At 43.5% G+C, this 22,327-nt stretch carries 25 protein-coding genes; 5 read left to right on the top strand and 20 right to left on the bottom strand.

What is annotated here, in order from left to right:
- Positions 1-83 precede the first annotated feature (83 nt).
- The 5 genes from ytpR to JOD21_RS08150 all read right to left on the bottom strand — a co-directional run bounded on the left by ytpR (position 84) and on the right by JOD21_RS08150 (position 3,673).
- Positions 84-683, bottom strand: coding sequence for a YtpR family tRNA-binding protein (gene ytpR / locus JOD21_RS08130; protein WP_204729120.1), 600 nt, complete (start codon positions 681-683; stop codon positions 84-86).
- Positions 680-1,495, bottom strand: a complete 816-nt coding sequence (locus tag JOD21_RS08135; RefSeq protein WP_204729166.1) for a DUF1444 domain-containing protein — start codon at positions 1,493-1,495, stop codon at positions 680-682. The genes ytpR and JOD21_RS08135 overlap by 4 nt, the downstream gene beginning before the upstream one ends.
- A 210-nt stretch (positions 1,496-1,705) precedes the next feature.
- Positions 1,706-2,026 (bottom strand): thioredoxin family protein, encoded by a 321-nt coding sequence (locus JOD21_RS08140; RefSeq protein WP_204729121.1) that lies wholly within the window; start codon positions 2,024-2,026, stop codon positions 1,706-1,708.
- Positions 2,013-3,041: a PTS sugar transporter subunit IIC gene (locus JOD21_RS08145; protein WP_204729122.1), complete on the bottom strand. Its 1,029-nt coding sequence runs from the start codon at positions 3,039-3,041 to the stop codon at positions 2,013-2,015. The genes JOD21_RS08140 and JOD21_RS08145 overlap by 14 nt, the downstream gene beginning before the upstream one ends.
- Positions 3,042-3,148: 107 nt before the next feature.
- On the bottom strand, positions 3,149-3,673 hold the full coding sequence (locus JOD21_RS08150; protein ID WP_204729123.1) for a hypothetical protein: 525 nt from the start codon (positions 3,671-3,673) through the stop codon (positions 3,149-3,151).
- A gap of 144 nt (positions 3,674-3,817) precedes the next feature.
- On the opposite strand from JOD21_RS08150, the gene JOD21_RS08155 reads away from it, so the two are divergent.
- The gene (locus tag JOD21_RS08155) at positions 3,818-4,264 is read left to right on the top strand and encodes a YtoQ family protein (protein WP_204729124.1); all 447 of its coding nucleotides are present in this window, start codon (positions 3,818-3,820) and stop codon (positions 4,262-4,264) included.
- A gap of 32 nt (positions 4,265-4,296) precedes the next feature.
- On the opposite strand, the gene JOD21_RS08160 is transcribed toward JOD21_RS08155, so the two are convergent.
- Together JOD21_RS08160 and JOD21_RS08165 are read right to left on the bottom strand one after the other, a co-directional pair.
- Entirely contained in the window at positions 4,297-4,806 is a 510-nt protein-coding gene (locus JOD21_RS08160; protein ID WP_204729125.1) for a DUF84 family protein, read from the bottom strand.
- Position 4,807: 1 nt separating this feature from the next.
- Positions 4,808-5,881, bottom strand: coding sequence for a M42 family metallopeptidase (locus JOD21_RS08165; protein WP_204729126.1), 1,074 nt, complete (start codon positions 5,879-5,881; stop codon positions 4,808-4,810).
- A 167-nt stretch (positions 5,882-6,048) separates the two neighbouring features.
- On the opposite strand from JOD21_RS08165, the gene JOD21_RS08170 reads away from it, so the two are divergent.
- Positions 6,049-6,366, top strand: coding sequence for a hypothetical protein (locus tag JOD21_RS08170; RefSeq protein ID WP_204729127.1), 318 nt, complete (start codon positions 6,049-6,051; stop codon positions 6,364-6,366).
- Between the two features lie 41 nt (positions 6,367-6,407).
- Here JOD21_RS08170 and JOD21_RS08175 read toward each other — a convergent pair whose 3' ends face one another.
- The 6 genes from JOD21_RS08175 to thpR all read right to left on the bottom strand — a co-directional run bounded on the left by JOD21_RS08175 (position 6,408) and on the right by thpR (position 11,831).
- Positions 6,408-7,262: a YtnP family quorum-quenching lactonase gene (locus tag JOD21_RS08175; protein WP_204729128.1), complete on the bottom strand. Its 855-nt coding sequence runs from the start codon at positions 7,260-7,262 to the stop codon at positions 6,408-6,410.
- Between the two features lie 338 nt (positions 7,263-7,600).
- Entirely contained in the window at positions 7,601-8,239 is a 639-nt protein-coding gene (trmB, locus tag JOD21_RS08180) for a tRNA (guanosine(46)-N7)-methyltransferase TrmB (RefSeq protein WP_204729129.1), read from the bottom strand.
- 242 nt (positions 8,240-8,481) lie between these two features.
- A complete protein-coding gene (locus JOD21_RS08185) occupies positions 8,482-9,276 on the bottom strand; it encodes a phosphotransferase family protein (protein WP_204729130.1) in 795 nt (264 codons plus the stop codon).
- 104 nt (positions 9,277-9,380) lie between these two features.
- Positions 9,381-10,316, bottom strand: a complete 936-nt coding sequence (locus JOD21_RS08190; RefSeq protein ID WP_204729131.1) for a diacylglycerol/lipid kinase family protein — start codon at positions 10,314-10,316, stop codon at positions 9,381-9,383.
- Positions 10,313-11,281 (bottom strand): NERD domain-containing protein, encoded by a 969-nt coding sequence (locus JOD21_RS08195; protein WP_204729132.1) that lies wholly within the window; start codon positions 11,279-11,281, stop codon positions 10,313-10,315. The genes JOD21_RS08190 and JOD21_RS08195 overlap by 4 nt, the downstream gene beginning before the upstream one ends.
- Complete coding sequence (gene thpR, locus JOD21_RS08200) at positions 11,265-11,831, bottom strand: RNA 2',3'-cyclic phosphodiesterase (protein WP_204729133.1); 567 nt, start codon at positions 11,829-11,831, stop codon at positions 11,265-11,267. Before thpR ends, JOD21_RS08195 begins: the two co-directional genes overlap by 17 nt.
- Positions 11,832-11,959: 128 nt before the next feature.
- On the opposite strand from thpR, the gene cysK reads away from it, so the two are divergent.
- Positions 11,960-12,892: a cysteine synthase A gene (gene cysK, locus JOD21_RS08205; protein WP_204729134.1), complete on the top strand. Its 933-nt coding sequence runs from the start codon at positions 11,960-11,962 to the stop codon at positions 12,890-12,892.
- Positions 12,893-13,272: 380 nt separating this feature from the next.
- Here cysK and dat read toward each other — a convergent pair whose 3' ends face one another.
- From dat to JOD21_RS08225, 4 genes are all read right to left on the bottom strand, one after another.
- Positions 13,273-14,142 carry a D-amino-acid transaminase gene (dat, locus tag JOD21_RS08210; RefSeq protein WP_204729135.1) on the bottom strand — a complete coding sequence of 290 codons (870 nt, stop codon included), beginning with the start codon at positions 14,140-14,142 and terminating at the stop codon, positions 13,273-13,275.
- A 17-nt stretch (positions 14,143-14,159) separates the two neighbouring features.
- The gene (gene pepV / locus JOD21_RS08215) at positions 14,160-15,578 is read right to left on the bottom strand and encodes a dipeptidase PepV (RefSeq protein WP_338032889.1); all 1,419 of its coding nucleotides are present in this window, start codon (positions 15,576-15,578) and stop codon (positions 14,160-14,162) included.
- Between the two features lie 73 nt (positions 15,579-15,651).
- On the bottom strand, positions 15,652-16,782 hold the full coding sequence (locus JOD21_RS08220; RefSeq protein WP_204729137.1) for an ABC transporter permease: 1,131 nt from the start codon (positions 16,780-16,782) through the stop codon (positions 15,652-15,654).
- A gap of 2 nt (positions 16,783-16,784) precedes the next feature.
- Complete coding sequence (locus JOD21_RS08225) at positions 16,785-17,468, bottom strand: ABC transporter ATP-binding protein (protein WP_204729138.1); 684 nt, start codon at positions 17,466-17,468, stop codon at positions 16,785-16,787.
- A 278-nt stretch (positions 17,469-17,746) separates the two neighbouring features.
- Between JOD21_RS08225 and JOD21_RS08230 the strand changes: the two genes are divergently transcribed.
- Complete coding sequence (locus JOD21_RS08230; RefSeq protein WP_041122957.1) at positions 17,747-17,965, top strand: DeoR family transcriptional regulator; 219 nt, start codon at positions 17,747-17,749, stop codon at positions 17,963-17,965.
- Positions 17,966-18,110: 145 nt separating this feature from the next.
- On the opposite strand, the gene JOD21_RS08235 is transcribed toward JOD21_RS08230, so the two are convergent.
- Together JOD21_RS08235 and JOD21_RS08240 are read right to left on the bottom strand one after the other, a co-directional pair.
- A complete protein-coding gene (locus JOD21_RS08235; protein ID WP_204729139.1) occupies positions 18,111-18,821 on the bottom strand; it encodes a pseudouridine synthase in 711 nt (236 codons plus the stop codon).
- A 14-nt stretch (positions 18,822-18,835) separates the two neighbouring features.
- Positions 18,836-20,452 (bottom strand): putative polysaccharide biosynthesis protein, encoded by a 1,617-nt coding sequence (locus tag JOD21_RS08240; RefSeq protein ID WP_204729140.1) that lies wholly within the window; start codon positions 20,450-20,452, stop codon positions 18,836-18,838.
- A gap of 153 nt (positions 20,453-20,605) precedes the next feature.
- Between JOD21_RS08240 and JOD21_RS08245 the strand changes: the two genes are divergently transcribed.
- The gene (locus JOD21_RS08245; RefSeq protein WP_204729141.1) at positions 20,606-21,859 is read left to right on the top strand and encodes a BaiN/RdsA family NAD(P)/FAD-dependent oxidoreductase; all 1,254 of its coding nucleotides are present in this window, start codon (positions 20,606-20,608) and stop codon (positions 21,857-21,859) included.
- Positions 21,860-21,962: 103 nt separating this feature from the next.
- Here the strand turns inward: JOD21_RS08245 and JOD21_RS08250 are convergent, their stop codons facing one another.
- Positions 21,963-22,277 carry a rhodanese-like domain-containing protein gene (locus JOD21_RS08250; protein ID WP_204729142.1) on the bottom strand — a complete coding sequence of 105 codons (315 nt, stop codon included), beginning with the start codon at positions 22,275-22,277 and terminating at the stop codon, positions 21,963-21,965.
- Positions 22,278-22,327 lie beyond the last annotated feature (50 nt).

Below are 22,327 nucleotides of genomic sequence, written 5' to 3' on the forward strand. Positions count from 1 at the left end.
TCATGCCGTTTAAACAAAATTGGTCAAATGGATAGACAATGTGGAAAAAATCCGCTCTGTCATAAAAACAGAGCGGATTTCTCTTACAGGCTGAACGGCTCTCCTGCCTGTCCATCTTCAAGTACTAAAATTCCTTTTTTCTCAGGTGCATTCGGCAGTCCAAGTTCTTTCGCTGAGCAGATCATGCCGCTCGATGGAACGCCTCTTAACTCAGCATCTTTAATGACCATTCCACTAGGCATCACAGCGCCAACCTTTGCTACTACTACCTTTTGACCTGCATTAACATTTGGTGCTCCGCAGACGATCTGAAGACGTTCTTCCCCTACGTTCACCTGGCAGACATTCAGTTTGTCAGCATTCGGGTGTTTTTCCATTTCTTCAACGTGACCAATCACAAACTTCGGTGAAAAGTCAGCGGCGATCTGATGATCAAATCCGCTTTCCTGAATCAATTGATTCACTTTTGCAAGCTTTTCATCATCCATTTCTACCGGTCCGGATGATCTGAATTCCTCAGAAGGCTGACCAAAGATATTATATCCGGTCACTTCGCCTGTTTCAGTATTTGTAATCTGGACAACCTGCCCTTTTTCTTCAAAAGCTTTGTCGTGACGCGGTGTGTCCTTTAATTTAATAATCAGTACTTCCCCAACGCCTTTTTCATTGTAAAATACATTCATTTCTTTGAATCTCCTTCATCTTTACTTTTATTTTTACCAAGAATGAATACCGGCTCAAGTTCGCCTTCTTCATAAAGGAATGAGAGAGCAGTGATCGGAACATGGCCTGCTGCAAAAAATGACATCGCCATCTGTGCAAGAACGTCATAGCCCGTTTCATTTCTCATATCCCCAATAATTAAGACATCCTGATGCGGGACAGCAATCGTCATTTCACCTTCCATTTTTGAAGACATTTCCTTTAAAAAAGCTTCGTTTAAAATTCTGCTTGCATCGTAGCCGTCGTTTGAGTTAAGGAAATAGAATACATTACCTGCCACTTCATCTCTCTTCATCTCAGTATCAAGCGAGCGTACGTTGAACATCGCAATTTCTTTTACCTGTTCTCTTGACCAGGATTGCTTCTCTAAAAATTGCTGATCGATCATGCGGTACGTCTTGCCGAGATCGACTGCATAATACACCCTTGTCTCCGCTGTATGCTCGTCGAAAATAAATGGAATCCCTTCAGATGACTCCTCCGGGAAAGATGTTGAACGGATCACAGGGAAAATCTGCTTCTCTGCCTCTTCAACCACGGTTTCAGTGCCCATTACTGCAAGGGCTTCGTTTATATAATACACAGTTTCTTCAATTGCTTCATCCTTCTTTTCATTCCACTTTCCGACAACGCTTGGAAGGGAAACTTCAATACCCTTTTTTGTATCTGCATTTTCTACGCGAAGCTGATCTTTTTCACGATTATAGCGGATATTCCGCCCCTGTCTTTCAAGCTTCTCTGTCAAAATCTTTTTCATTTTTATTGAGTCCATTTTTTCAGCCATGGTACCCCTCCTTGTCAGGTTTGATTATTTCGTTCTGCCTGAGCTCGCTGCTACTTACAATCACAGCTGTGCAGAAATTTAATCATTCTATATGCATCTTGATAAAGTCTATTGATTATTTTTTCTCCGCATTTCATTGTACACGAAAACAACCCGGTCCTAAAGCATTTCATTTTAGGATCCGGGCTGTTTGATTCATTATGAAACTTTTAATCCGTCGATGAATTGTTCAATTTCTTCCTGGGTTTTGCGGTCTTTGCTGACAAACCTGCCAGTCTCTGTCCCATTTTCGAAAGCCACAAAGCTCGGAATACCAAATACGCTGAGATCAGCGCAAATATCAATAAACTCATCACGGTCTACGTAAATAAACTGGTGATCAGGATACTTACTTTCCACGTCAGGTAAAATCGGTTCGATCACCCGGCAATCCGGGCACCAGTCTGCTGAAAACATAAAAATATGCTTTCCGTTATTTTTCATTTCATTAAACTGTTCAATTGATTCAAGCTTTTTCATGTTTAACTCCTCCTGTGTCGATTCTCATTTGACCGGGCTTAATCATTCCCGCTTTTAACATATAATGAGATAGTAACAGGCTGATGACTGCCGGTCCAATGAAATGCAACATTACGACCATTATGAGTACATTAAGCGTAAAACCCATCGTATCAAATGTCATAATCTGACCGACAAAACCGCTCGTACCCATACCGGCTCCTGAGGCATTGTTCTCCATCTGCAGCCACACCGTTCCAAGCGGTGCAAGCAGAACACCAGCTACTGTCGGCGGAATCAGAATCAGCGGATTTCTTACAATATTCGGAACCTGCAGCATAGATGTGCCGATTGCCTGAGCCAGTGAACCTCCAAGCTTATTATCACGGTAACTTGCAACTGCAAATCCGATCATCTGTGCACTGCACCCAATAGCTGCTGCACCTGCTGCAAGCCCGTCAAGATCAAGCATCAGCGCAATGGCTGCACTTGAGATCGGGGCAGTCAGCGCAAGCCCCATTAATCCTGCTACAAGCATGCCCATTACAAATGGCCTCTGTTCAGTTGCCCAGCCAATTGTATCTCCCGTTGCCTGCATAAAAGATTGAATTTCAGGACCTACAAGTGCTGATATCCCATAGCCTGCTGCAATCGTAACAAAAGGCGTGACAATGATATCAATCTTTGTGGACTGACTGACCAGTTTCCCGATTTCGGTTGAAAATACAGCTGCCACATAAGCGCCTGCAGGTCCGCCAAGTGCGTATCCTGCGGCTCCTGTAATGACCCCTGCAAATAATACAAGCGGCGGGGCTTTCAGTCCGTATGCAACAGCAGCACCGATTGCAGGTCCTGCAAGTCCCATCGCAAGAACGCCCATTTCAGTCAAAAATGTGATCCCGAGTTCATTACCGGCAGTCTGCATAATCAGCCCGATAATTAAAGAACTAAACAGGCCGAGCGCCATAAAACTTAAGCCGTCAATTAAATAAGTCTTAAAAGATATATGTATGCCTTTTTTCTTAAGAAAGCTCATGTTTTTATCTCTCCTCCCTTGAATAGTGTAAAGACACTTGTAAAGGTTGTAAAGAGATTTTTATTTTTGTTTCACATCATTAAGTGATATAAAAAAAGCCCGGAAGATTATTCTTCCGGGTTGTCGTCAGTCCAGTCAGCTGATCTGACCGTTTCCATCATCCATTTTGCATTGCTGCTGATATCTTCTAACGATGTTACTGTCGTCAGCTTCGTATAGTCCATACCAGTTGTCAGTTCATAGTTCTCTTCATCAATCTGACGAAGCAGTACATAACCGAATCTGTCTTTTTCTTCAAACGTTTCATTCACCAGCCACTCTGCTTCAGCAGCTTCTGTCATCGTATAAATGACATCATTACCTGCTTCTTCATTCAAATGATGAAACAGCACATAAGTTTCGTTGCTTTTTTCAATAACAGCATTGTGATCAGATGTTTCAGCCACCTCTGCCATGTAAGGAAGGTGGACTTCAAGGTCATCTAATTCAGTATTCGGACGCTCAGCTTCATCAAGGAAAATATCCTCAACTTCTGTCAGCGTTTTTTCTCTTTCCTGCTCTATTGTTGTATTACAAGCTGCAAGTACAGCGGATGTGAAAATAACAAATAAAATAAACAGATGTTTCTTCAATTGTCTTCCTCCTTATGAACCCATTCGCTATACATCATACTAATCCGGCGTTCATTTGACAACCCTTTGCCCCGTCAAATAATTTCCAGTCAAAAATTCAGCGTGTTATACTGAAATTATTACATATTGAGAAGGGGAGATTTGATGGAACTGACGATTTACCTTGCTGGAGAAATACACAGTGACTGGCGCGCAAAGCTGAAGGACCAGGCGTCTTCACTCCCTTACACTTTACATTTCACAGGCCCGATGGAAAATCATAGCCGATCTGATGACATCGGTGAAGAAATCCTCGGTGAACAGCCGAATGCAATCTTTAAAGATGATGCAGCTTCTGCATTTAACAATCTGAGAACACAGGTTCTGATGCAAAAATCCGATCTTGTGATTGCGCTGTTTGGAGAGCAGTATAAACAGTGGAATACTGCGATGGATGCTTCTGCTGCACTTACGATGAATAAGCCGCTGATTCTGATCAGGCTGGAAAAGCTGCACCATGCATTAAAGGAGTTGTCACGTAAGGCAACGGTTACTGTTGAAACACCGGAGCAGGCTTTAAAAGCTGTGTCTTATATTTTTGAGACTGAATAAGCAAAAAGGGATCGCGCATACGATCCCTTTTTTTATTTGTTTTTTGCGTATTCCCACTGACCTATCAGCAGTTCAACGATATGTTCAAACATCTGCGCTCTCGTGATTCTACCATTTGAAAAAAATCCGACAGCCCCTTCATTTTGTCTGATGTTCTTTTGCATACTGTACTGTTCCATTAGCGGGCCCAGCTCTTCGCCATTCCGGAGTGGAGCGGCAAGCTCATCAGGGAGTCTGATGCCTGCCCCGGAAGCGGTAAATGTCTCTTTAAAGCCGGGGACAAAAAGTGCTCCCCAGTTACAGATATATAGACCGTCCTGATGTTCTGTAACGCCACCTTCAAGTCCGATACCGCAAGCACCATCAAACAATGCCGCTGCATTGAAAGCACGGTTGATGGCACCTTGTCTTGTTTCATCGTGACCAAAGGGCTGGTCCTTTACACCGGATTCAGTTTTGAACCCTCTCACTTCACCAAAGCTCCAGCAGCTTTTCACTGCAGAAACTTTTGCTGGATTGACTGTTCCAACGGCAAGATTCATATTATGAACCCTGTTTGATTGACTCAACTGTTGATTTGTCACATGACTTCACAAGCTTGACAAGAAGTTCTTTCGCAGCAGCATAGTCATCGATATGGATCATTGAAGCTGACGTATGAATATATCTTGAACAGATGCCGACAACCGCACTCGGTACCCCTTCATTCGAGATGTGAACGCGGCCTGCATCTGTCCCGCCTGCTGATACGAAATACTGATATGGAATATTGTTTGTCTCCGCTGTATCGAGCACGAATTCTCTCATGCCGCGATGAGTCACCATACTGCGGTCAAGAATGCGGAGCAGTGTCCCCTTGCCAAGCTGACCAAATTCATTTTTATCCCCTGTCATATCATTTGCAGGACTTGCATCCATTGCAAAGAAAATATCAGGTTTGATCAGGTTAGCAGCAGTCTGAGCCCCTCTGAGTCCTACTTCTTCCTGCACTGTCGCACCGCTGTATAACGTGTTAGGCAGTGATTCATTCTGCAGCTCTTTTAACAGTTCAATTGAAATACCGCAGCCGTACCGGTTATCCCATGCTTTCGCAAGAATCTTTTTCTTGTTTTCCATTGGAGTGAATTCACATACAGGCACAATCTGCTGCCCTGGTAAAATGCCCATTGATTCAGCATCCGCTTTATCATCTGCACCTACATCAATCAGCATATTCTTAATATCCATCGGCTTTGCCCGCTTCTCTTCACTTAAAAGATGAGGTGGAATTGAACCGATGACACCAGTGATCTTTTTATCGCCTGCAATCACCTCAACGCGCTGTGCCAGTAATACCTGGCTCCACCAGCCGCCTAATGTCTGAAAGCGGACCATACCGTTATCTGTAATTCCGGTTACCATAAACCCTACTTCATCCATATGACCCGCAGCCATAACAACCGGGCTGTCTTCAGGTCCTTTTTTTAATCCGAAAATACTGCCTAGGCCATCCTGCACAATTTCATCTGAGTACTTCGACAGTTCTTCTTTCATCAGCTTTCTGATTGCATGCTCATTACCCGGTGCACCAGGGAGCTCGGTCAATTGTTTAAATAACGCTAATGTATCCTGATTCATTATGTATACTTCCTTTCATAAATGCATTCTATCTTATTTTACAGAACTTTCTTTCACCTTTCCACTTTCCACGATTAAGATTGGAAGATATTGCTCTTAAATGTGGTGCATCACAATGATGAATCCGCTATACTTAAAATTGAATTGAATATCCGGAGGTGAATCATATGAATTGGAAAGATGCAGCCCTTGGCGCAGCAGTAGGCTTAACAGCCGGTGTTGTGATCAGTCAGAGTGCAAATGCTGTACAGTCAAATCAGGCTTCTGCTGAAAAGGTTCTTCAAAATGTGAAAGATCAATTTAAGCAGGATGGTCCGATTGATGGCTCCTGGATTCAGATGAACCCAGAAGATCATCAGGTACTTGCAGTAAAGAATAAAGTATATCGTGGAGGCATATCACGTCACCACGGCAGTGAACTTGAACAATTTGAATTCATTGCTGATGCGAAAACAGGCACAGTGATGGACGTGTATAAAATATAATATTTGAAGGGGTGTCCAGTTTTATTGGACACCCCTTTTGGTTAATCAGGAAATGGTGTTCTTTTCAGTTCACCAGTTACTTCTTTACCTGTTTCATTCCACTTAATCATCCGGACATATGCATCGTGGTAAAAACTGAACCACCAGCCGTTATTCAGTCCGTCCTTAACCCATTTTTCTTTTGCATAGACAGATGTCATCGGATAGTCATCGTAAGCCAGAACCCACAGCGGATTCTGGTGTGCATGTGTTGGCATGAGATCAGCCATATGCAGGATCACTTCACCTTTTTGCTCCATTTTCACAATACAGTGACCGTCACTGTGGCCACCTGTGTGAATCATTGTCATACCTGGACACACTTCAAGTTCATCTGTAAAAGTTTTTACCTGCTCCTGAACTGCTGTCCAATTTTCTTTCCAATATGTATTTCTCGATCTGATATTCGGCTCTCTGATCTCATTCCATTCTGTTTCGCTTGTGTAGATCACGGCATTTGGAAAAACAGATCTCATCTTTTCCCCATCGGGTGTTGTTAAGCCCCCGATATGATCAAAATGCATGTGCGTCATCACAACGGTATCAATATCATTTACTGTCAGATTCAGTTGTTCGAGCGAGCGTTCAATCGACGCTTCTCGTGTTATTCCGTAGTTGCGCTTTTTCTTTTCATCATATTTCCCATATCCGACGCCTGCATCAATCAAAATATTATTCTCACCTGTTCGGACTAATAAAGGTTCTGTAACAAGTTCAATCTGATTTTTGTCGTTTACAGGATATTTCTTAGACCAGAGGGGTTTTGGCACAACACCAAACATTGCTCCGCCATCCATATTGGTGATACCGCCATCCAGCCAGTAAATCTCCCAGTCACCAAACTTAAAAGAATCCACTCGAATCGCCTCCTAATGTATACGCTTTCATATTAACATAGAAAAAAACCCTGATACAAAAAATAACAGGATATATAATCTTTCCGCTGCATTGAAACTTATTTTAGTTACCACCTTGCAGCATTTTCTAGCAGTCTCTTATATTTTATTGGCTTAGTTAAAGTCCAATGTTGTTCTTGCACAGCTGGTGATTGGAGCGGAAGGGGGACGACTCCAGCAGGAGAAGCGTGACAGGTGAGACCCCGCAGCGCGAAGCGTGAGGAGGCTCACCGCACGCCCTGCGGAAAGCGTTCCCCCTGGAGCGGAAATCAACAGCCACCTTTAACAGAGCTGTTATATTAGTAACGCACTTCACAGCGGTAGATTGGCTGGCCCATTGATGAAAATTTTTCTTCATATTCAGTCATGACATTGCCTTCAAAATCACTGTTATGAAGATCAAGGCTAACGTATGTTAAGAGCAGACCGTAGGCTGAGAAGCTTTGTAAGGAGTATTCAAACAGGCCTCTGTTATCCGTTTTGAAATGAATTTCTCCATGTTCAGGCAGCACTGTTTTATAAAGATCTAAAAACTTTTTGAAAGTTAAGCGCCGCTTTTCATGTCTGGTTTTTGGCCACGGGTCTGAGAAGTTCAGATAGACGCGGTCTACTTCTCCTTGTTCAAATACATCACCCAGTATTTCTGCATTAATCGTCAGCAGTCTTGCATTGGGTACACCTGCTTCAATCATGCGGTCAAGTGCAGTAATTGCAATGCTTTCAGAAAGCTCAATAGCAATATAGTTTACATCAGGATGCATCTTAGCCATTTCAGTAATAAATCTGCCTTTACCCGACCCGACTTCAATGTGAAGCTCATTATCATTTCCAAATACTGCTGCCTTCCAGCTGCCTTTAAATGTTTCAGGTTCAGCCGGCACGTATTCCGGGTGCTTCAGCAAATAGTCTTCAGCCCACGGTTTATTCCTTGCTCTCATTGTGTGATCTCCTTTGTAAGTAAGTTGGTTTAATGAAACGCAGTTCATTTCCGTGGAGGACTCCGCTTTCCTGCCCCCGTGCGGTGAGCACTCGTCCTCCACTATAAGAACCAGCTCTATAAGCATTTTGAAACGACCTGTCAATCAAATACGATTGTTCATGTACATGAACTTATAGTGACAAGCATTTTTTAAATCAAAAATAGCCTGTGCTCTTCTGATGTTGCCAGAAAAGAATCAGGCTACTTAAGGTTTTCTTTCTTTTGGGTGCGCTGCAGGAAGTTCATCCATTTGGTTACGTCGTGCAGGCGGCCTTTGTCTTTTTGCCATTGAAGCATGACAAGTGCCTGGCTGACGACATACCATTTCATTCTCAGGCGGAAGTCATCTGTTAATTCCTCACCGTAATGGGCCATCCAACTGCTCCATTCTGCTTCAGGTACATACCAGTATAAAAGCATCCCTACATCAACAGCAGGATCAGCAAGCATTGCGCCATCCCAATCTATTAAAAATAATTCATCTACATCTGATAAAAGCCAGTTATTATGATTCACATCTCCATGACAGACAACATAGCTTTCTGCCGAGATCTGGTCGAGGTTATGACGCAAAAACGTCAGTGCTTCCCTGACAGGGGGCAGATACTTCAGTTCTGTATCAAGTGTATCAGCCACTTCCGCATACATAAGAGAGGGATCGTATGGTTCTTTACCCAGTCTTTGCAGCATAGAAGTTAATGGCCTGGAGCTATGAATTTTTTTCAGCATTTTAGCGATTCGGGGACCGTTCATTTCATCTGCATGAAGCTCACGTCCATTCAGCCAGTGCTGTGCTGTAATCACATCACCGTTCTCAAGGCGCTTAGTCCACTTTAGTCTTGGCACAATCCCTTCAGCTGATAATACAGCTAAAAAAGGTGATGAGTTGCGCTTTAGAAAAAGTTTCTGTTCATGATATCTGGCGAAAAAAGCTTCTCCTGAAGCCCCTCCTGCAGATATGATCTCCCAGTCCTGATCATCAAATAAATGTTCCAATTCATTCACCTTCTATAGCGGAGTGGTTTAATATCTTCATAGAATAGAAAAAGATAGCAGCTACACAAAGCGCTATCCAATTAAAATATTATCGTTTTTACCTGTCATTCGTCAAGAGCCAACTGACCTGCCACCCGGATTTTATCAGCAGCGATTTGTGCTGAAAGCGCCTGTCCGGCAGGAAGCAGACCGTTATCCTCCCCGTCAGCATGCACCCTGACGTCTCTGTCTGCTATACAGTTCACTCGGGCAGAACGGACTTGATACACTTCTTTAAATGTCACGTGGGACCCTTTAAAAACACTTAAGAATACCAGTAAAAATTTTATTCTCGACAGACCATGTACAACAGTTACATCCAGCAGTCCGTCTTTTGTATCAGCATTCGGAGCAATTTTCATACCACCCCCGTAATAAGGCTGATTCGAGATCGTCGTAAACCAGACGCGTTTAAATTGCTTTTCACGTCTATCTGCGATGATTGTAAGCGAATAAGGCTTAAAGACGAGCAGCTGCTGAATCAGGAAGACGACATACACTAATTTACCTGCTGACAATTTATTCAGGAGCTTTTTTATTTTTGAGCGGTTCGCAGAATATGCGACCTCCGCATCAAACCCTGCCCCCATATTACTGACGGCGACCCGCTCTTTGATCATACTGTATGTAATAAGATCCTGATCTTCACTATGCAGACGTGATAGGTGCTGAAGCAGGTTCATATCCAGTTTAAGCCCACCAAAATGTCTCGCAAAATCATTTCCGGAACCTGCAGGGATGGAAGCAAACACTGTATGCTTGTGACCTGCTGCCCCGTTTACTGCTTCATGCATCGTTCCATCCCCGCCTGATACGATAAAGCAAACCTCTTCAAGAGGATGATTATCACACCACTCTCTGATTCTGTTTTCAATATCATGCTTAGCCCGTGAAATCCACACGTCAATACCGGCCTGATTAAAGGCGGGAATCAATAAAGTAAGTGATTTTTGATTTAACCCTTTTCCGGCATTAGGATTAAAGACAGCGATTTTCTTCATTCTTCATGTTCACCCAGCAGCTCTTCATCCGCTTCACTCCACTGCATACGTTTGACAGAGGTTGTCTGAGCATATTCAATGATGGAGCGGGCTGCTTTCATCTGCATATGTTTAAACGGAGAAGACATCGTGCGTTGTTGTTCATGCCATTTTTGAATAGACCTTTTATCGATGACTTTATAGCCATATGGAATGTCCGGAAAGTCCACATACCCTGTTCTTGAAAAAACGGCTTTATGAATCGTAAAGTCCACATCGTTTTTATCGAATATCTGTTGAAGAATAGATGCAGTCCGGTCCAGTGAAATTAACGGATTCAGCTGTGTATGCTCGCTTTCACCTTTTTTCACCTTCCAAAAACGCTCTGTAGAACCCACAAACACAGTGTCTTCACCCTGATCAAGAAGGGATATGCACCATAGTGCTGTCGGGGTGAACAATAGCACTTCTAATTCTACGGGCGCTTTCTTCAATAAAAGAATCGGTTCATACATTAATAGAAATGTATCGGGAAAGCGCTGCAGGAAAAACTTCAGGTGATCATCCCGGTGATATTTCGAATCCACATAAGATTTTTCAGTTAATGTTGAGCTCGCCCATTTCAGCTGAAACTGAAGCAGCTGATCGAGATAAAGGTGCTTCAGATCATCTAATGTCTCCGGTTTATAATAGACTGAAGGTTCAAATGAAAGATCGTCACTTTCATCCGGCTCCTCTTCAACTTCGGGTTCTTCTTCATGCCGGACAAGAATTTTCTTAAATCTCTTTAAGATCCCATCCTTCCCCTCCACTTCTTCTTTAAAACGCTGGATCTCCTCTTCATTAAGGTAGACACCGCCATCTTCCCACTGCTGTTTAATTTTTGTCCACTGCTGTTTTTTCAGCCTGACATATTGTGAAGGATAGCGAATCATATCTTTTTCGTATCTTGAAACGTAATCCTGCAGTTTAATTAACTGTGCCATCGTTTTCACCGCTTTCTGATAACTGATAGGAGGCGTATATGTCATACATTGGTCTTTTTTCAGGATGAATTTCATAGATGACAACTTCATCTATAAAGCCTGTTACAGGTTCAACAGGTCCTCTATATACGTCAACCGGTTCGCCTTTCCACTTTTTCGCCAATGTGACATGGGGACGAAACGGTCTATGTTCATTTTTATTGATCAGCCCGGCAATGTCCTGAACGGTCCGGTAAAGGTCAGTCAGATGTGCAGAAGGTTTTGGTCCTGCCCACCAGACCCTGGGTGCAGACTCTTGACCAAACGTATCGATTCGATCAAACGTTACACGAAAGGCTTTATGGCTTTTAATCTTATTATCGAGCTCCGCGCAGACAATCTTAAGCTCTTGTTCTGAAACTGCACCAAAAAATGACAAGGTAATATGAAGGTCATCGCGTTCAGGATATTTTTTAAAACAGTCCTGTTGCATGTGAGCCTGCTGCAGCTCATACAATTTGTTTTTTACTTTATACGGTAATTTGCACGCAATGAAATAATGTGTTCCCATTGTCATCCTCCATTATGCTGTACTTGCTTCATTATAACGTTTTTTGGAAGTCTGGACAGTCTAAATTGAATCCCCGCGCGGTTAAAGGTAGAATGAAATCACGTAACTGTCTTGAAAGGATGATCATGATGAAAGTAGTCAATAATATTGCAGAACTGATCGGGGATACTCCCTTTGTAAAACTTAACAGACTGCAGCCTGAAAAAGGGGCGACAGTCTATGCAAAACTTGAATATTATAATCCGAGTAAAAGTGTAAAAGACCGCGCTGCCTTCAATATGATGCTTGAAGCTGAAAAAGCGGGACTATTAAAGGAAGGCTCTACGATCATTGAGCCAACAAGCGGTAACACTGGCATTGGCATCGCCATGAATGCAGCAGCACGCGGCTACCGTTCTATTCTTGTTATGCCTGACACAATGACAGCTGAGCGGATTAATCTGTTGAAAGCATACGGTGCTGAAGTGGTACTGACACCAGGTGATGAAAAAATGCCTGGCGCAATCAAAAAAGCAAATGAGCTCGCTAAAGATATTGAAGGCAGCTTTGTGCCTATGCAGTTTGAGAATTTTGCTAATCCTGACGCTCACAGAAAATCCACCGCACTTGAAATTATTGAAGCTGCTGATCAGCTGGGCAAACCTCTCAGTGCATTTGTTGCAACCGCAGGAACAGGCGGTACAATCACAGGTACCGGTGAAGTGCTGAAAGAAAAGTATCAGGATCTTCAGGTGCATGTCGTTGAACCGGCAGGATCTCCTGTATTATCCGGAGGAAAGCCCGGAAAGCATAAGCTTGTTGGGACAAGCCCCGGTTTTATTCCTGATATTTTGAATCAGGAAGTGTATGACAAGATTCACAAAATTGAAGATGAACAGGCATATGATATTACACGCCGCCTTGCGCGGGAGGAAGGAATCTTAGTCGGTCCTTCATCAGGTGCAGCATGTTATGCGGCTTTAGAAGTGGCAAAGACACTGCCTGAGGATTCGTTTGTGGTGTTTATTGCGTGTGATACAGGTGAGAGATACCTGTCGAGCGACGTGTTCAGGTATGAATAGAGTAATATGACAATATAGAACCGCTGCCCCTCTCCGTACAGGACTGCGCTTTCCTGCCCCCGGGCGGTGAGCCTCCTCATGCTTCGCATTGCGGGGTCTCACCTGTCCCTTCCTGGGGCGGGAGTCTCCGTCCTGTACTACAAGGGGCAGCTTTTTTTGGTAAAATCTCAAAATATTCATATAAAAAACAGGCTGGGATCTTTTTCTTCAGCCTGTTTTTCTGTATAACCGGTTCACTTCACTGCAGGCGGTCGCTGAGCCTCCTCGAGCTTCGCTCTGCGGGGTCTCAGCTGTCCCGCTAATCGTCCCGGAGTCACCGCCTTCCGCTACGCTCACCTGAATATACCTATACTGACATGTCACATTTTAAATTTTAACGATTACAGCGTAATTGTCTCTGTTAATGCCCCGCATTGTTTTTCAACTGCTTCTTCGAATGCTTCCTGCAGTTTACGTGTCCAGTTACCTGGTGTGCCGTTTGCGATTTGTGCGTCATTTACCTGTGTTAACGGCATGACTTCAGCTGTGGTGCTTGCCATAAAGACTTCTTCTGCATTCATCAGTTCATCAAGTGTGAATGGTTTTTCAGCAACCTGAAGACCAATTGCTGCGCAGTGCTTTAAAATTTCACGACGTGTAATCCCGTTTAAAATCAAATTTGTAGCAGGATGCGTATACATCGTGTTATCTGAAATGATAAAAATATTGGACGATGATCCTTCAGTAACCATTTTATCTCTGTGCAGGATCGCTTCAAAGCCGCCTTTAGATACTGCTTCCTGTTTTGCAAGCAGGTTGCCGAGTAAGTTCAGGCTCTTAATGTCACATCTCAGCCATCTGACATCCGGTGTTGTAATTGCCTTAACACCAGCGCTCATATCAGCAACAGGACGCGCTACCTCCTTTGTATAGGCAGTGAGGACTGCGCTTGACTGGTCAGGAAAGTGGTGCTGTCTTGATGAAGCTCCGCGTGTGACCTGAAGATAAATAATCCCTGTATCAAGCTGATTGTCTTCCATCAGCTTTTCCAGCCTGCCTGTTAATTCTTCAAGCGTGAAAGGAAGTGTCAGAAATATCTTTTCAGCAGATTCAAATAACCTTGTCAGATGCTCTTTCGCTGTAAACATTTTACCGCCGTATACTCTGACAACTTCATATACACCGTCACCAAACTGATAGCCGCGATCTTCAATATCCACTGTTCCGTTTACTCGGTCTAAAAACTGATCATTTACAAGAATTGTTCCCAAACTGATCTCCCCCTCTATCATTCCTTTTCGCAGACGAGCTCATAGATGGCTTCTGCGTATATAGCCGTGGCTTTTAATAAGTCTTCTATTTCAATGTATTCATCTTTCTGGTGTGCTACATCTTCTTTTCCGGGGAACAGTGCGCCAAATGCTACTCCTTTTTCAAGTGAGCGTGCATAAGTGCCTCCCCCAATGGCGAGAAGTTCACTTTTTTCACCGGTCTGATTCTCATAGACCTTCAGTAATGTCTGGATAAAAGGATCATCACCATTGACATGATGCGGCTTTGAATCATCTTTCACATCAATCCGGATATGGTGATTCTTCATTTCTTCACTCAGCCAGTCACGCTTCTGATCCATATCATATGTAACCGGATAGCGTATATTGAGTCCGAAATAAGCCTGATCTTCTGTATAACGGATCAGACCGGTGTTCAGTGTCAGATCACCGCTGATGTCATCCTGACCTGCGATGCCAAGCGCAACACCTCTCGAACCATTATATAAGTATTTATTGGCAAAGCCCGCAAACGCCTTTGATCTGGCATCGAGCCCGAACATGCATAAGAATCTTAACAGCATAATGCCTGCGTTGATTCCGTCGTCAGGCTCCATTGCATGAGCAGATTGCCCATTCAGCTCCATCGTAAGCAGTCCGCTCTTCACATAAAAATCTCCGCTTAATTCATGCTCCTTCAGAAATTCTTCATATTCCTGCAGCAGATAAGTCTGTTCAGCATGAACGGTCAGTTCTGCCTTCGCATAATCCGGCACCATATTGTAGCGTTCGCCGGAATAGAACGTATGCATTTCGCTCTTAGGCGCATGCACGTCAGGTTCATAATCTGTCAAATGGAAATCGGCGTCCATGATTCCTTTTTCAGCATGAATCACAGGAAAATCGGCATCAGGAGCAAATCCGATTGAAGGCATTTCTTCTTCCTGGAAATAACGGTCTACACAGCGCCAGTCACTTTCTTCGTCTGTACCAATAATCATCCTGACTCTTTTATTCATTTTCAGATCAAGTTCTTTAATGATCTTCATTGCAAAATAAGCTGCAATTGTCGGACCTTTGTCATCAATGGCACCCCGGCCAAATAGCTTTCCGTCTTCAACAACACCTTCAAATGGGTTATGCGACCAGCCTTTGCCTGCCGGTACAACATCAACGTGACAAAGAATACCGAGCAGCTCATCCCCCTGTCCCATCTCCAGGTGCCCTGCTATATTGCCAACGTTTTTACTTTTGAATCCGGCTGACTCACCGGCGTTTAATAAATAATCCAGTGCCTCTTTTACTTCTTTACCAAAAGGGGCGTTATCATCTGCAGCTGATTCATCCAGTACACTCGGAATCGCGATTAGCTGTCTGAGTTCCCTGATGATCTCGTCTCTTCTTTTTTCTGCTTCATCTGTCCAGCTGATCGTCACCGCGTTCACTCCGTTCTTTGATAATGGTCCTATTATAGAACATTTCACTCGTGGAATCACCATGAAATTTGATTCAGATAAAATAGATGACAGCAAAAATCAGATATGGAACGATCACAATCAGATTAAATATTCGTCTGACTTTAAAATAGGCATCCCTGGCTTTATACTTGCCCCCGATCGCATGTTGATCAATCAGCTGAGCCCACATCTGTCCAAGCACCATGACTGTTCCAAATGCCAAAAACGATACGATAATCAAGTATCCCCAGCCTGTGGGAACAAAGAACCCTGATGCGCCTGATGCACCGAAAAATCGCATAATATGATAGGTAAATTCTCTATCCCTTGCATAATGTTTGATGAACAGCTCTGCCAGCGCCTGCTTTGGCCCGGCGTTTTTAAAAATCTTCTGCGAGTATCCGAACAGCCAGGGCTTGGAACGTGTTTTTGCTTTTGGCGGTGTCTCCACTTCATAAGACATTGAGAACATTTTTTTAATGAGCCGCGTCTTATATTCACGTTCCTTTAACCCGTGATCGAGAATTCTATTTGCAGAGAGCAGGCTGTTTTTCAGTAATACAGGAAGGATTGCCATTAATATGATCAGCGGCAGCATAGCCGCGAACGGCACGTAAAAACTCAACCAGACGAAAGGAAACGCACCAATGAACAGGACAATTCCAATCACGATGACAACAGCCTGAAGCGCCCAGCCTTTGAATCTCAGCCATGAAAAATAGAACAACGCTTTTCCACTTACACGTAAGGATGCAGCCGCAATCCACAATGCAAATACTGAGAGCCAGCTGACTGAAAGAAAATTGATCAGAAAAGGCAGCAATAAAACGATCACTATGCCTGTTTCCATAAATGAAAATACTAAGTTATAAATAAAGCTTTTCTTTAAAATTAATTCAACCTGATTTCTTCTTTTTATTAAGAAGACACTGTCCGCTTCATAAAGAAATGTCCGCCACCTTGAAGACAGTACAGATAGCGCGATGACGAGTGCCGCAAGCCGCCAGTCGAACCAGTTAAACCAATCAGGAGGCTCTATCCAGAGCGATCTGTAAAATAGACCTGTGAAAAAAAGTACCGGCAGTATAAAGTAGACAATCACAGTCCAGTCAATCGCTGTCTTGAGAATGCCGTACTGATAATTATAGTCTTTCCGGATTCTTGTAAGTAATAGACCTTTCAAGGTTACTCAGCCTCCGGAATACAGCCATACAGATCCGTAGCGCCATGCTGAGACAATACTTCCTCAAGCGTTCCCTGAGCAGACACAGTCCCTTCTGCAATAATCACAAATCTGTCTCCGATCTTCTCTGCTGTATCAAGGACATGGGTGCACATCAATATCCCTGCACCCCTCTTCCTCTCCTCTTCAATCAGCTTCATGAACAACTTCACTGCTGAAGGGTCAAGTCCCATAAAAGGCTCATCGATTATCCACAGTGACGGTTTTGTTAAAAGTGCAAGCAGCAGCATCGCTTTTTGCTGCATGCCTTTAGAAAAAGTTCCCGGCAGTTCATGAATCACTTTCATCAGCTGAAATTTCTCAAGCCACATTTTCGCTCTTGGCTTCCATTCCGCTTCCGGCAGTTCTTCAATATCAGCAATAAACTGCAAATGCTCCTGGAGTGTTAATTCGTCATAAAAGACAGGCCTTTCCGGTATAAATGAGTAACGTATGTTTTTTTGAAATACTACTTCCCCTTCTAAAAATGGCAGCTGACCCATGATCGCTTTCAGCGTCGTACTCTTTCCTGCACCGTTAGATCCGATCATTACAAGCAGCTCGCCCTGTTGAAGCTGAAAATGTATATGTTGGATTGTTGATTGATTCGGTATGTAACTTCCTGACTGTATATGTACTTTCAGCATAAACCCACTCCCTTTTTAATACTTACGGTTTATCTGTCTAAAAGTTTCTGTTTCTTTCAATAACGAACGATTCATTTGAAAAAATGTTAATAGTTTGTAAATAGGTACAAAAGGGTGGAATTTTACTTGAAGGGGGTGTACAATGAAATTGTCAGACAATCATAATTGTCGAAAAAGAATAAGAAGGGGCTGTCGTCAGGCATCCAATTTTATTTCTGAGCATGAATAACCTGTTAACCGTCGTCATTGCCATGGAAAAAAGATGAGGGAGTGGTTTTTTGAAACCAACTACGAACAGAATGCTGACGCGTATCAAATCTGTCTATATGTTCATTAAAGACAATGGAACAGTGACTACAAATGATTTGGTAGATGAATTCGGCATTACACCTCGCACCATTCAAAGGGATTTGAATGTGTTAGCCTATAACGATTTAGTGACAAGTCCTAGTCGGGGCAAATGGACAACGACAGAGAAGAAAGTAAAAATTTCATAAATTGAAAGTATAAAAGAGCAGCGCCGCAGCGCTGCTCTTGTTTTGTTATTGTGAGGATTTAAAAAGCTGACCCTTTCCGCGGGAGTCTACGTTTCCCGCTCCAAGGGTCAGCTGGATGTCAGTTAAACCTGATGACTCAGTTCTTTTATCGATTCTGTAATTTTAATAATTCTTCCTCACTCAATTCACGGTACTCCCCAGGTTCGAGTTCAGGATCAAGTTCGAGCGGCCCCATGGAAAGTCTTTTTAAGAACACAACTTCCTTTCCGACTGCCTGAAACATCCGTTTGACCTGATGGAACTTTCCTTCTGTAATCGTCAGTTCGATCTCTGAGGTTTCTCCGCTTTGTAAAATGACAAGATCCCCCGGCTTTGTTTCATATCCATCATCCAGTGTGACACCATTTTCAAAAGTTTCTATATCATCTTCTGTTACATGACCCGCTACTTTTGCATAGTACGTCTTTGCCACATGCTTTTTAGGCGATAACAGATCATGTGCCAGTCCGCCGTCATTCGTGAGAAGCAGGAACCCTTCTGTATCCTTATCAAGCCTGCCAACCGGAAAAGGCTCAAACAGGTGATAATCCGGATCAATCAGGTCAATGACCGTTTCATGCAACCCGTCTTCAGTCGCTGAAATGACACCCTGCGGTTTATTCATCATCAGATAGACGAACTCTCTGTAGTGAACTTCTTCCCCGTTCACTGTAACGGTCTGATGTTCAGGATTCACCTGCTGCTTGCCGTCTTTAACAGGCTTGCCGTCAACGGTGACAGCACCTGACTTCAGCCATTTTTTCATTTCTTTTCTACTGCCATAACCCATATTCGATAGCAGTTTGTCGAGTCTCATCAGAAACATCCTTTTTAAGAAAATTTGTTGCGTAAACGCGTAATCCGGTCACCGAACAGTCTGTCTGCAAGTCGCGATTTCATGCTGAGGACAGCATAGACAAAAGCTCCGACAAGCCCACATATTGCTAAAATAATCACTGCGTGCAGTCTGTTTTCCGGATCGAAAACAAGATCCAGTCCAAAATAAAGTGCGAGAACCGGTATAGCCATAATCACATTAAAGATCAGCATCAGCATCGTTCTTCTGACAACCATTCTGTATTTATAAGCTGCATAATATTTAATGACAAACAGGTTAATCACGATTGCTGCCACATAGCCGATGCTAGTAGCAAGTACAGCCCCCTGGACTTCCATCATCTGAACGAGCGGAATGTTGAGTGACAGCTTTATTAACAAGCCAACAAGTAAGCTGAGCACACTCCATCTCTGTTCATTAATGCCCTGCATCATCGCAGCAGTAACTGTATAAATAGCAAATAAAATCGCAACAGGCGCATACGTTCTCAGCACGGCTGTTCCAAGCTCATCCGCTCCGTAAAACACCGTGTAAGCAGGTTCAGCAAGCAGTGCCAGCCCGATTGCTGCAGGCATCGTCAGGAAAAGCAGAATCTGAAATGTCTGGTCGATCTGTCTGTTAAGATTATTCCAGTTCCCTGTTGAAAAGCTGGACGTAATCACCGGTATCAGCGTCATCGCAAACGCAGTTGCAAGCGACACAGGAATAATGACAAGTTTGTGTGTAGTAAAGTTCAAAATCTCCAGCTGAAGATCTGAGACAGCTGCAAGACCGATTGACACCATCGCTTTATTAAATGTCAGTGTATCAATGACCTGAAACAGCGGATTTGCCACGCCGACAAGTACAAAAGGAATCGAGTATAAAACAATTTCTTTATACATATCCTTAATCGAGACATCCATTTCATTTTTACCGGTCGCACTTAATTTATCTAAATGAGGCTTACGTTTCAGGTAATAATATATGAGTAGGGCAAGACTTGCTGCCCCACCAACGAATGCAGCGAACGTCGCAACCCCTATCGCCTCTGTCATTGAGCCTTCCATTACGAAGAGCACAACATAGACCCCGCCAAGGAGAAAGACAATACGTACGATCTGTTCAATGACATTGGAAACGGCAGTCGGCCCCATCGATTCATATCCCTGGAAGAAGCCCCTGATCAGACTCATCACAGGAATAATGATTAACGCAAAGCTGACCGCTCTGATCACCGTAATGACCTGCTCCACGCTCACCTGCTGCTCATTTGAGGCAATAACCATCCCAGCAAATACAGGCGCAAATAAATACATAATCAGAAATGACAGAATTCCTGTCAGGGTCATCAGGATCAGGCCGGATCGGAACAGTTTCCGCCCTACTTCATATTCACCGAGCGTATTGTATTTGGATATAAACTTGGATACTGCGAGCGGTACCCCAGCAGTCGCCACTGAAAGGAAAATCGTATAAGGAATGTATCCATATCCGTACAGTGCGAGCGCACCCGGCTCGTCACGTACGAGTTCATTGAATGGAATCACATAAAAAAGTCCGAGAAACTTTGAGATAAACGTACCGAGCGTCAGAATAAACGTACCTCTGACAAGCGTTGATGTAGACATCTATTAATATTCACTTCCTAATCATCTGACAAGAATTTTCACACTATATAAGAGTGTACTACCGCTCAGTGTGATTGACAATGATAAGCACATTGAATTGTCGTGTTTTGCACGGTAGAATAGATGCATATTGCAGAAAAGAGTTGAAACAACATGAAATATGATGTAATCATCGTCGGCGGAGGCCCCTCAGGACTAATGGCAGCCATTGCAGCCGGCGAAAAAAAAGAGCGCGTACTGCTGATTGATAAAGGAACTAAGCTTGGCAGAAAGCTTGCGATCTCAGGCGGAGGCCGCTGTAACGTAACGAACAGGCTGCCGATTGATGAGATTATTAAACATATTCCGGGTAATGGGCGTTTTTTATATAGTGCATTTTCAGTCTTTAATAATGAAGATATCATTGAATTTTTTGAGGGTCTCGGTGTGGCGCTGAAGGAAGAAGACCACGGCAGAATGTTCCCTGTGTCAAATAAAGCACAATCTGTGGTGGATGCCCTGCTCTACAGACTTGGTGAATTAAATGTAGAGATCAGAACCAATGCACCTGTAAAAGATCTTCTGATCGAAGATGGACAAGTCGTTGGAATTGAAACGAGAAATGAGGAAAAGATTCAGGCTGACGCAGTCGTATTAGCAGTCGGCGGTAAGTCTGTGCCTCAGACAGGCTCTGAAGGTGACGGGTACCCGTGGGTTGAAAAAGCAGGACACACTGTAACCGATCTGTTCCCGACAGAGGTTCCGCTGTTGTCTGACGAACCGTTTATAAAAAACAAATCACTTCAGGGACTTGCGCTGCGCGATGCTGCAGTCAGTGTACTGAAGAAAAATGGCAAACCGATTGTCACGCACCAGATGGATATGCTCTTTACGCATTTCGGTTTATCAGGTCCTGCGATTCTGCGCTGCAGTCAATATGCAGTAAAAGAAATGAAAAAGCAAAAAGGTGCACCGGTGACAGTGCGGATCAATGTCATGCCCGGACAAAATGCCGAAAACGTCTTTCAGCAGCTGAACCAGATGGCAAAGGATGATGCGAAAAAAGCCGTTAAGAATGTATGGAAAGGACTCGCGCCTGAGCGCTACATCCATTTCCTGATGGAGCATCAGGATATTGACCCTGACCAGCAGGCGGGTACTATTTCATCCGAAAAAATCCGCGGTATGGCTGCTTTACTGACTGCTTTCGATATGAAAGTAAATGGTACTCAGTCCATTGAAAAAGCATTTGTGACAGGCGGAGGCGTTTCTATTAAGGAGATTGAGCCTAAAACGATGAAATCAAAGAAGTGCGAAGGATTATTCCTGTGCGGTGAGCTGCTTGATATCCACGGGTACACCGGTGGATATAATATTACTTCTGCGCTTGTGACGGGAAGACTTGCCGGGAGTAATGCGGCTGAGTGAGGGATTGCGGCTGTGTGAGAGCCTCACTAATTACTACAAATCAAATTTAAAACACAAAAATACCCGTTGCCACACTAATACTCATGTGGCAACGGGCTTTTTATTATGCTTTTGGCTTTGTCTCGCCCTGATACTCAAGCATTCCGCCTGTCATATTTGTTACTTTATAACCGTGGTCATGCAAGAACCAGCCTACATTTTCACTTCTGCGGCCGGAGCGGCAGATCACGATGTATTCTTTATCCTGATCCAGCTCATCAAGGTGCATTGAAATGTCACCCATTGGAATGTGAGTCGCTTCAGGAATCATCCCTTCAGCTACTTCATCATTTTCACGGACATCAATCAGATTCAGGTTTTCTCCTGCTTCAAGCTTCTTTTGTACTTCACTTGCAGTAATTGTGTTTAATTCAGACATGTTCTTCACCCTTTCCTTTTAAGCATAATTAGATTATAACAATCAAAACC

Source organism: Jeotgalibacillus terrae (assembly GCF_016908195.1).
GTDB lineage: Bacteria > Bacillota > Bacilli > Bacillales > Jeotgalibacillaceae > Jeotgalibacillus > Jeotgalibacillus terrae.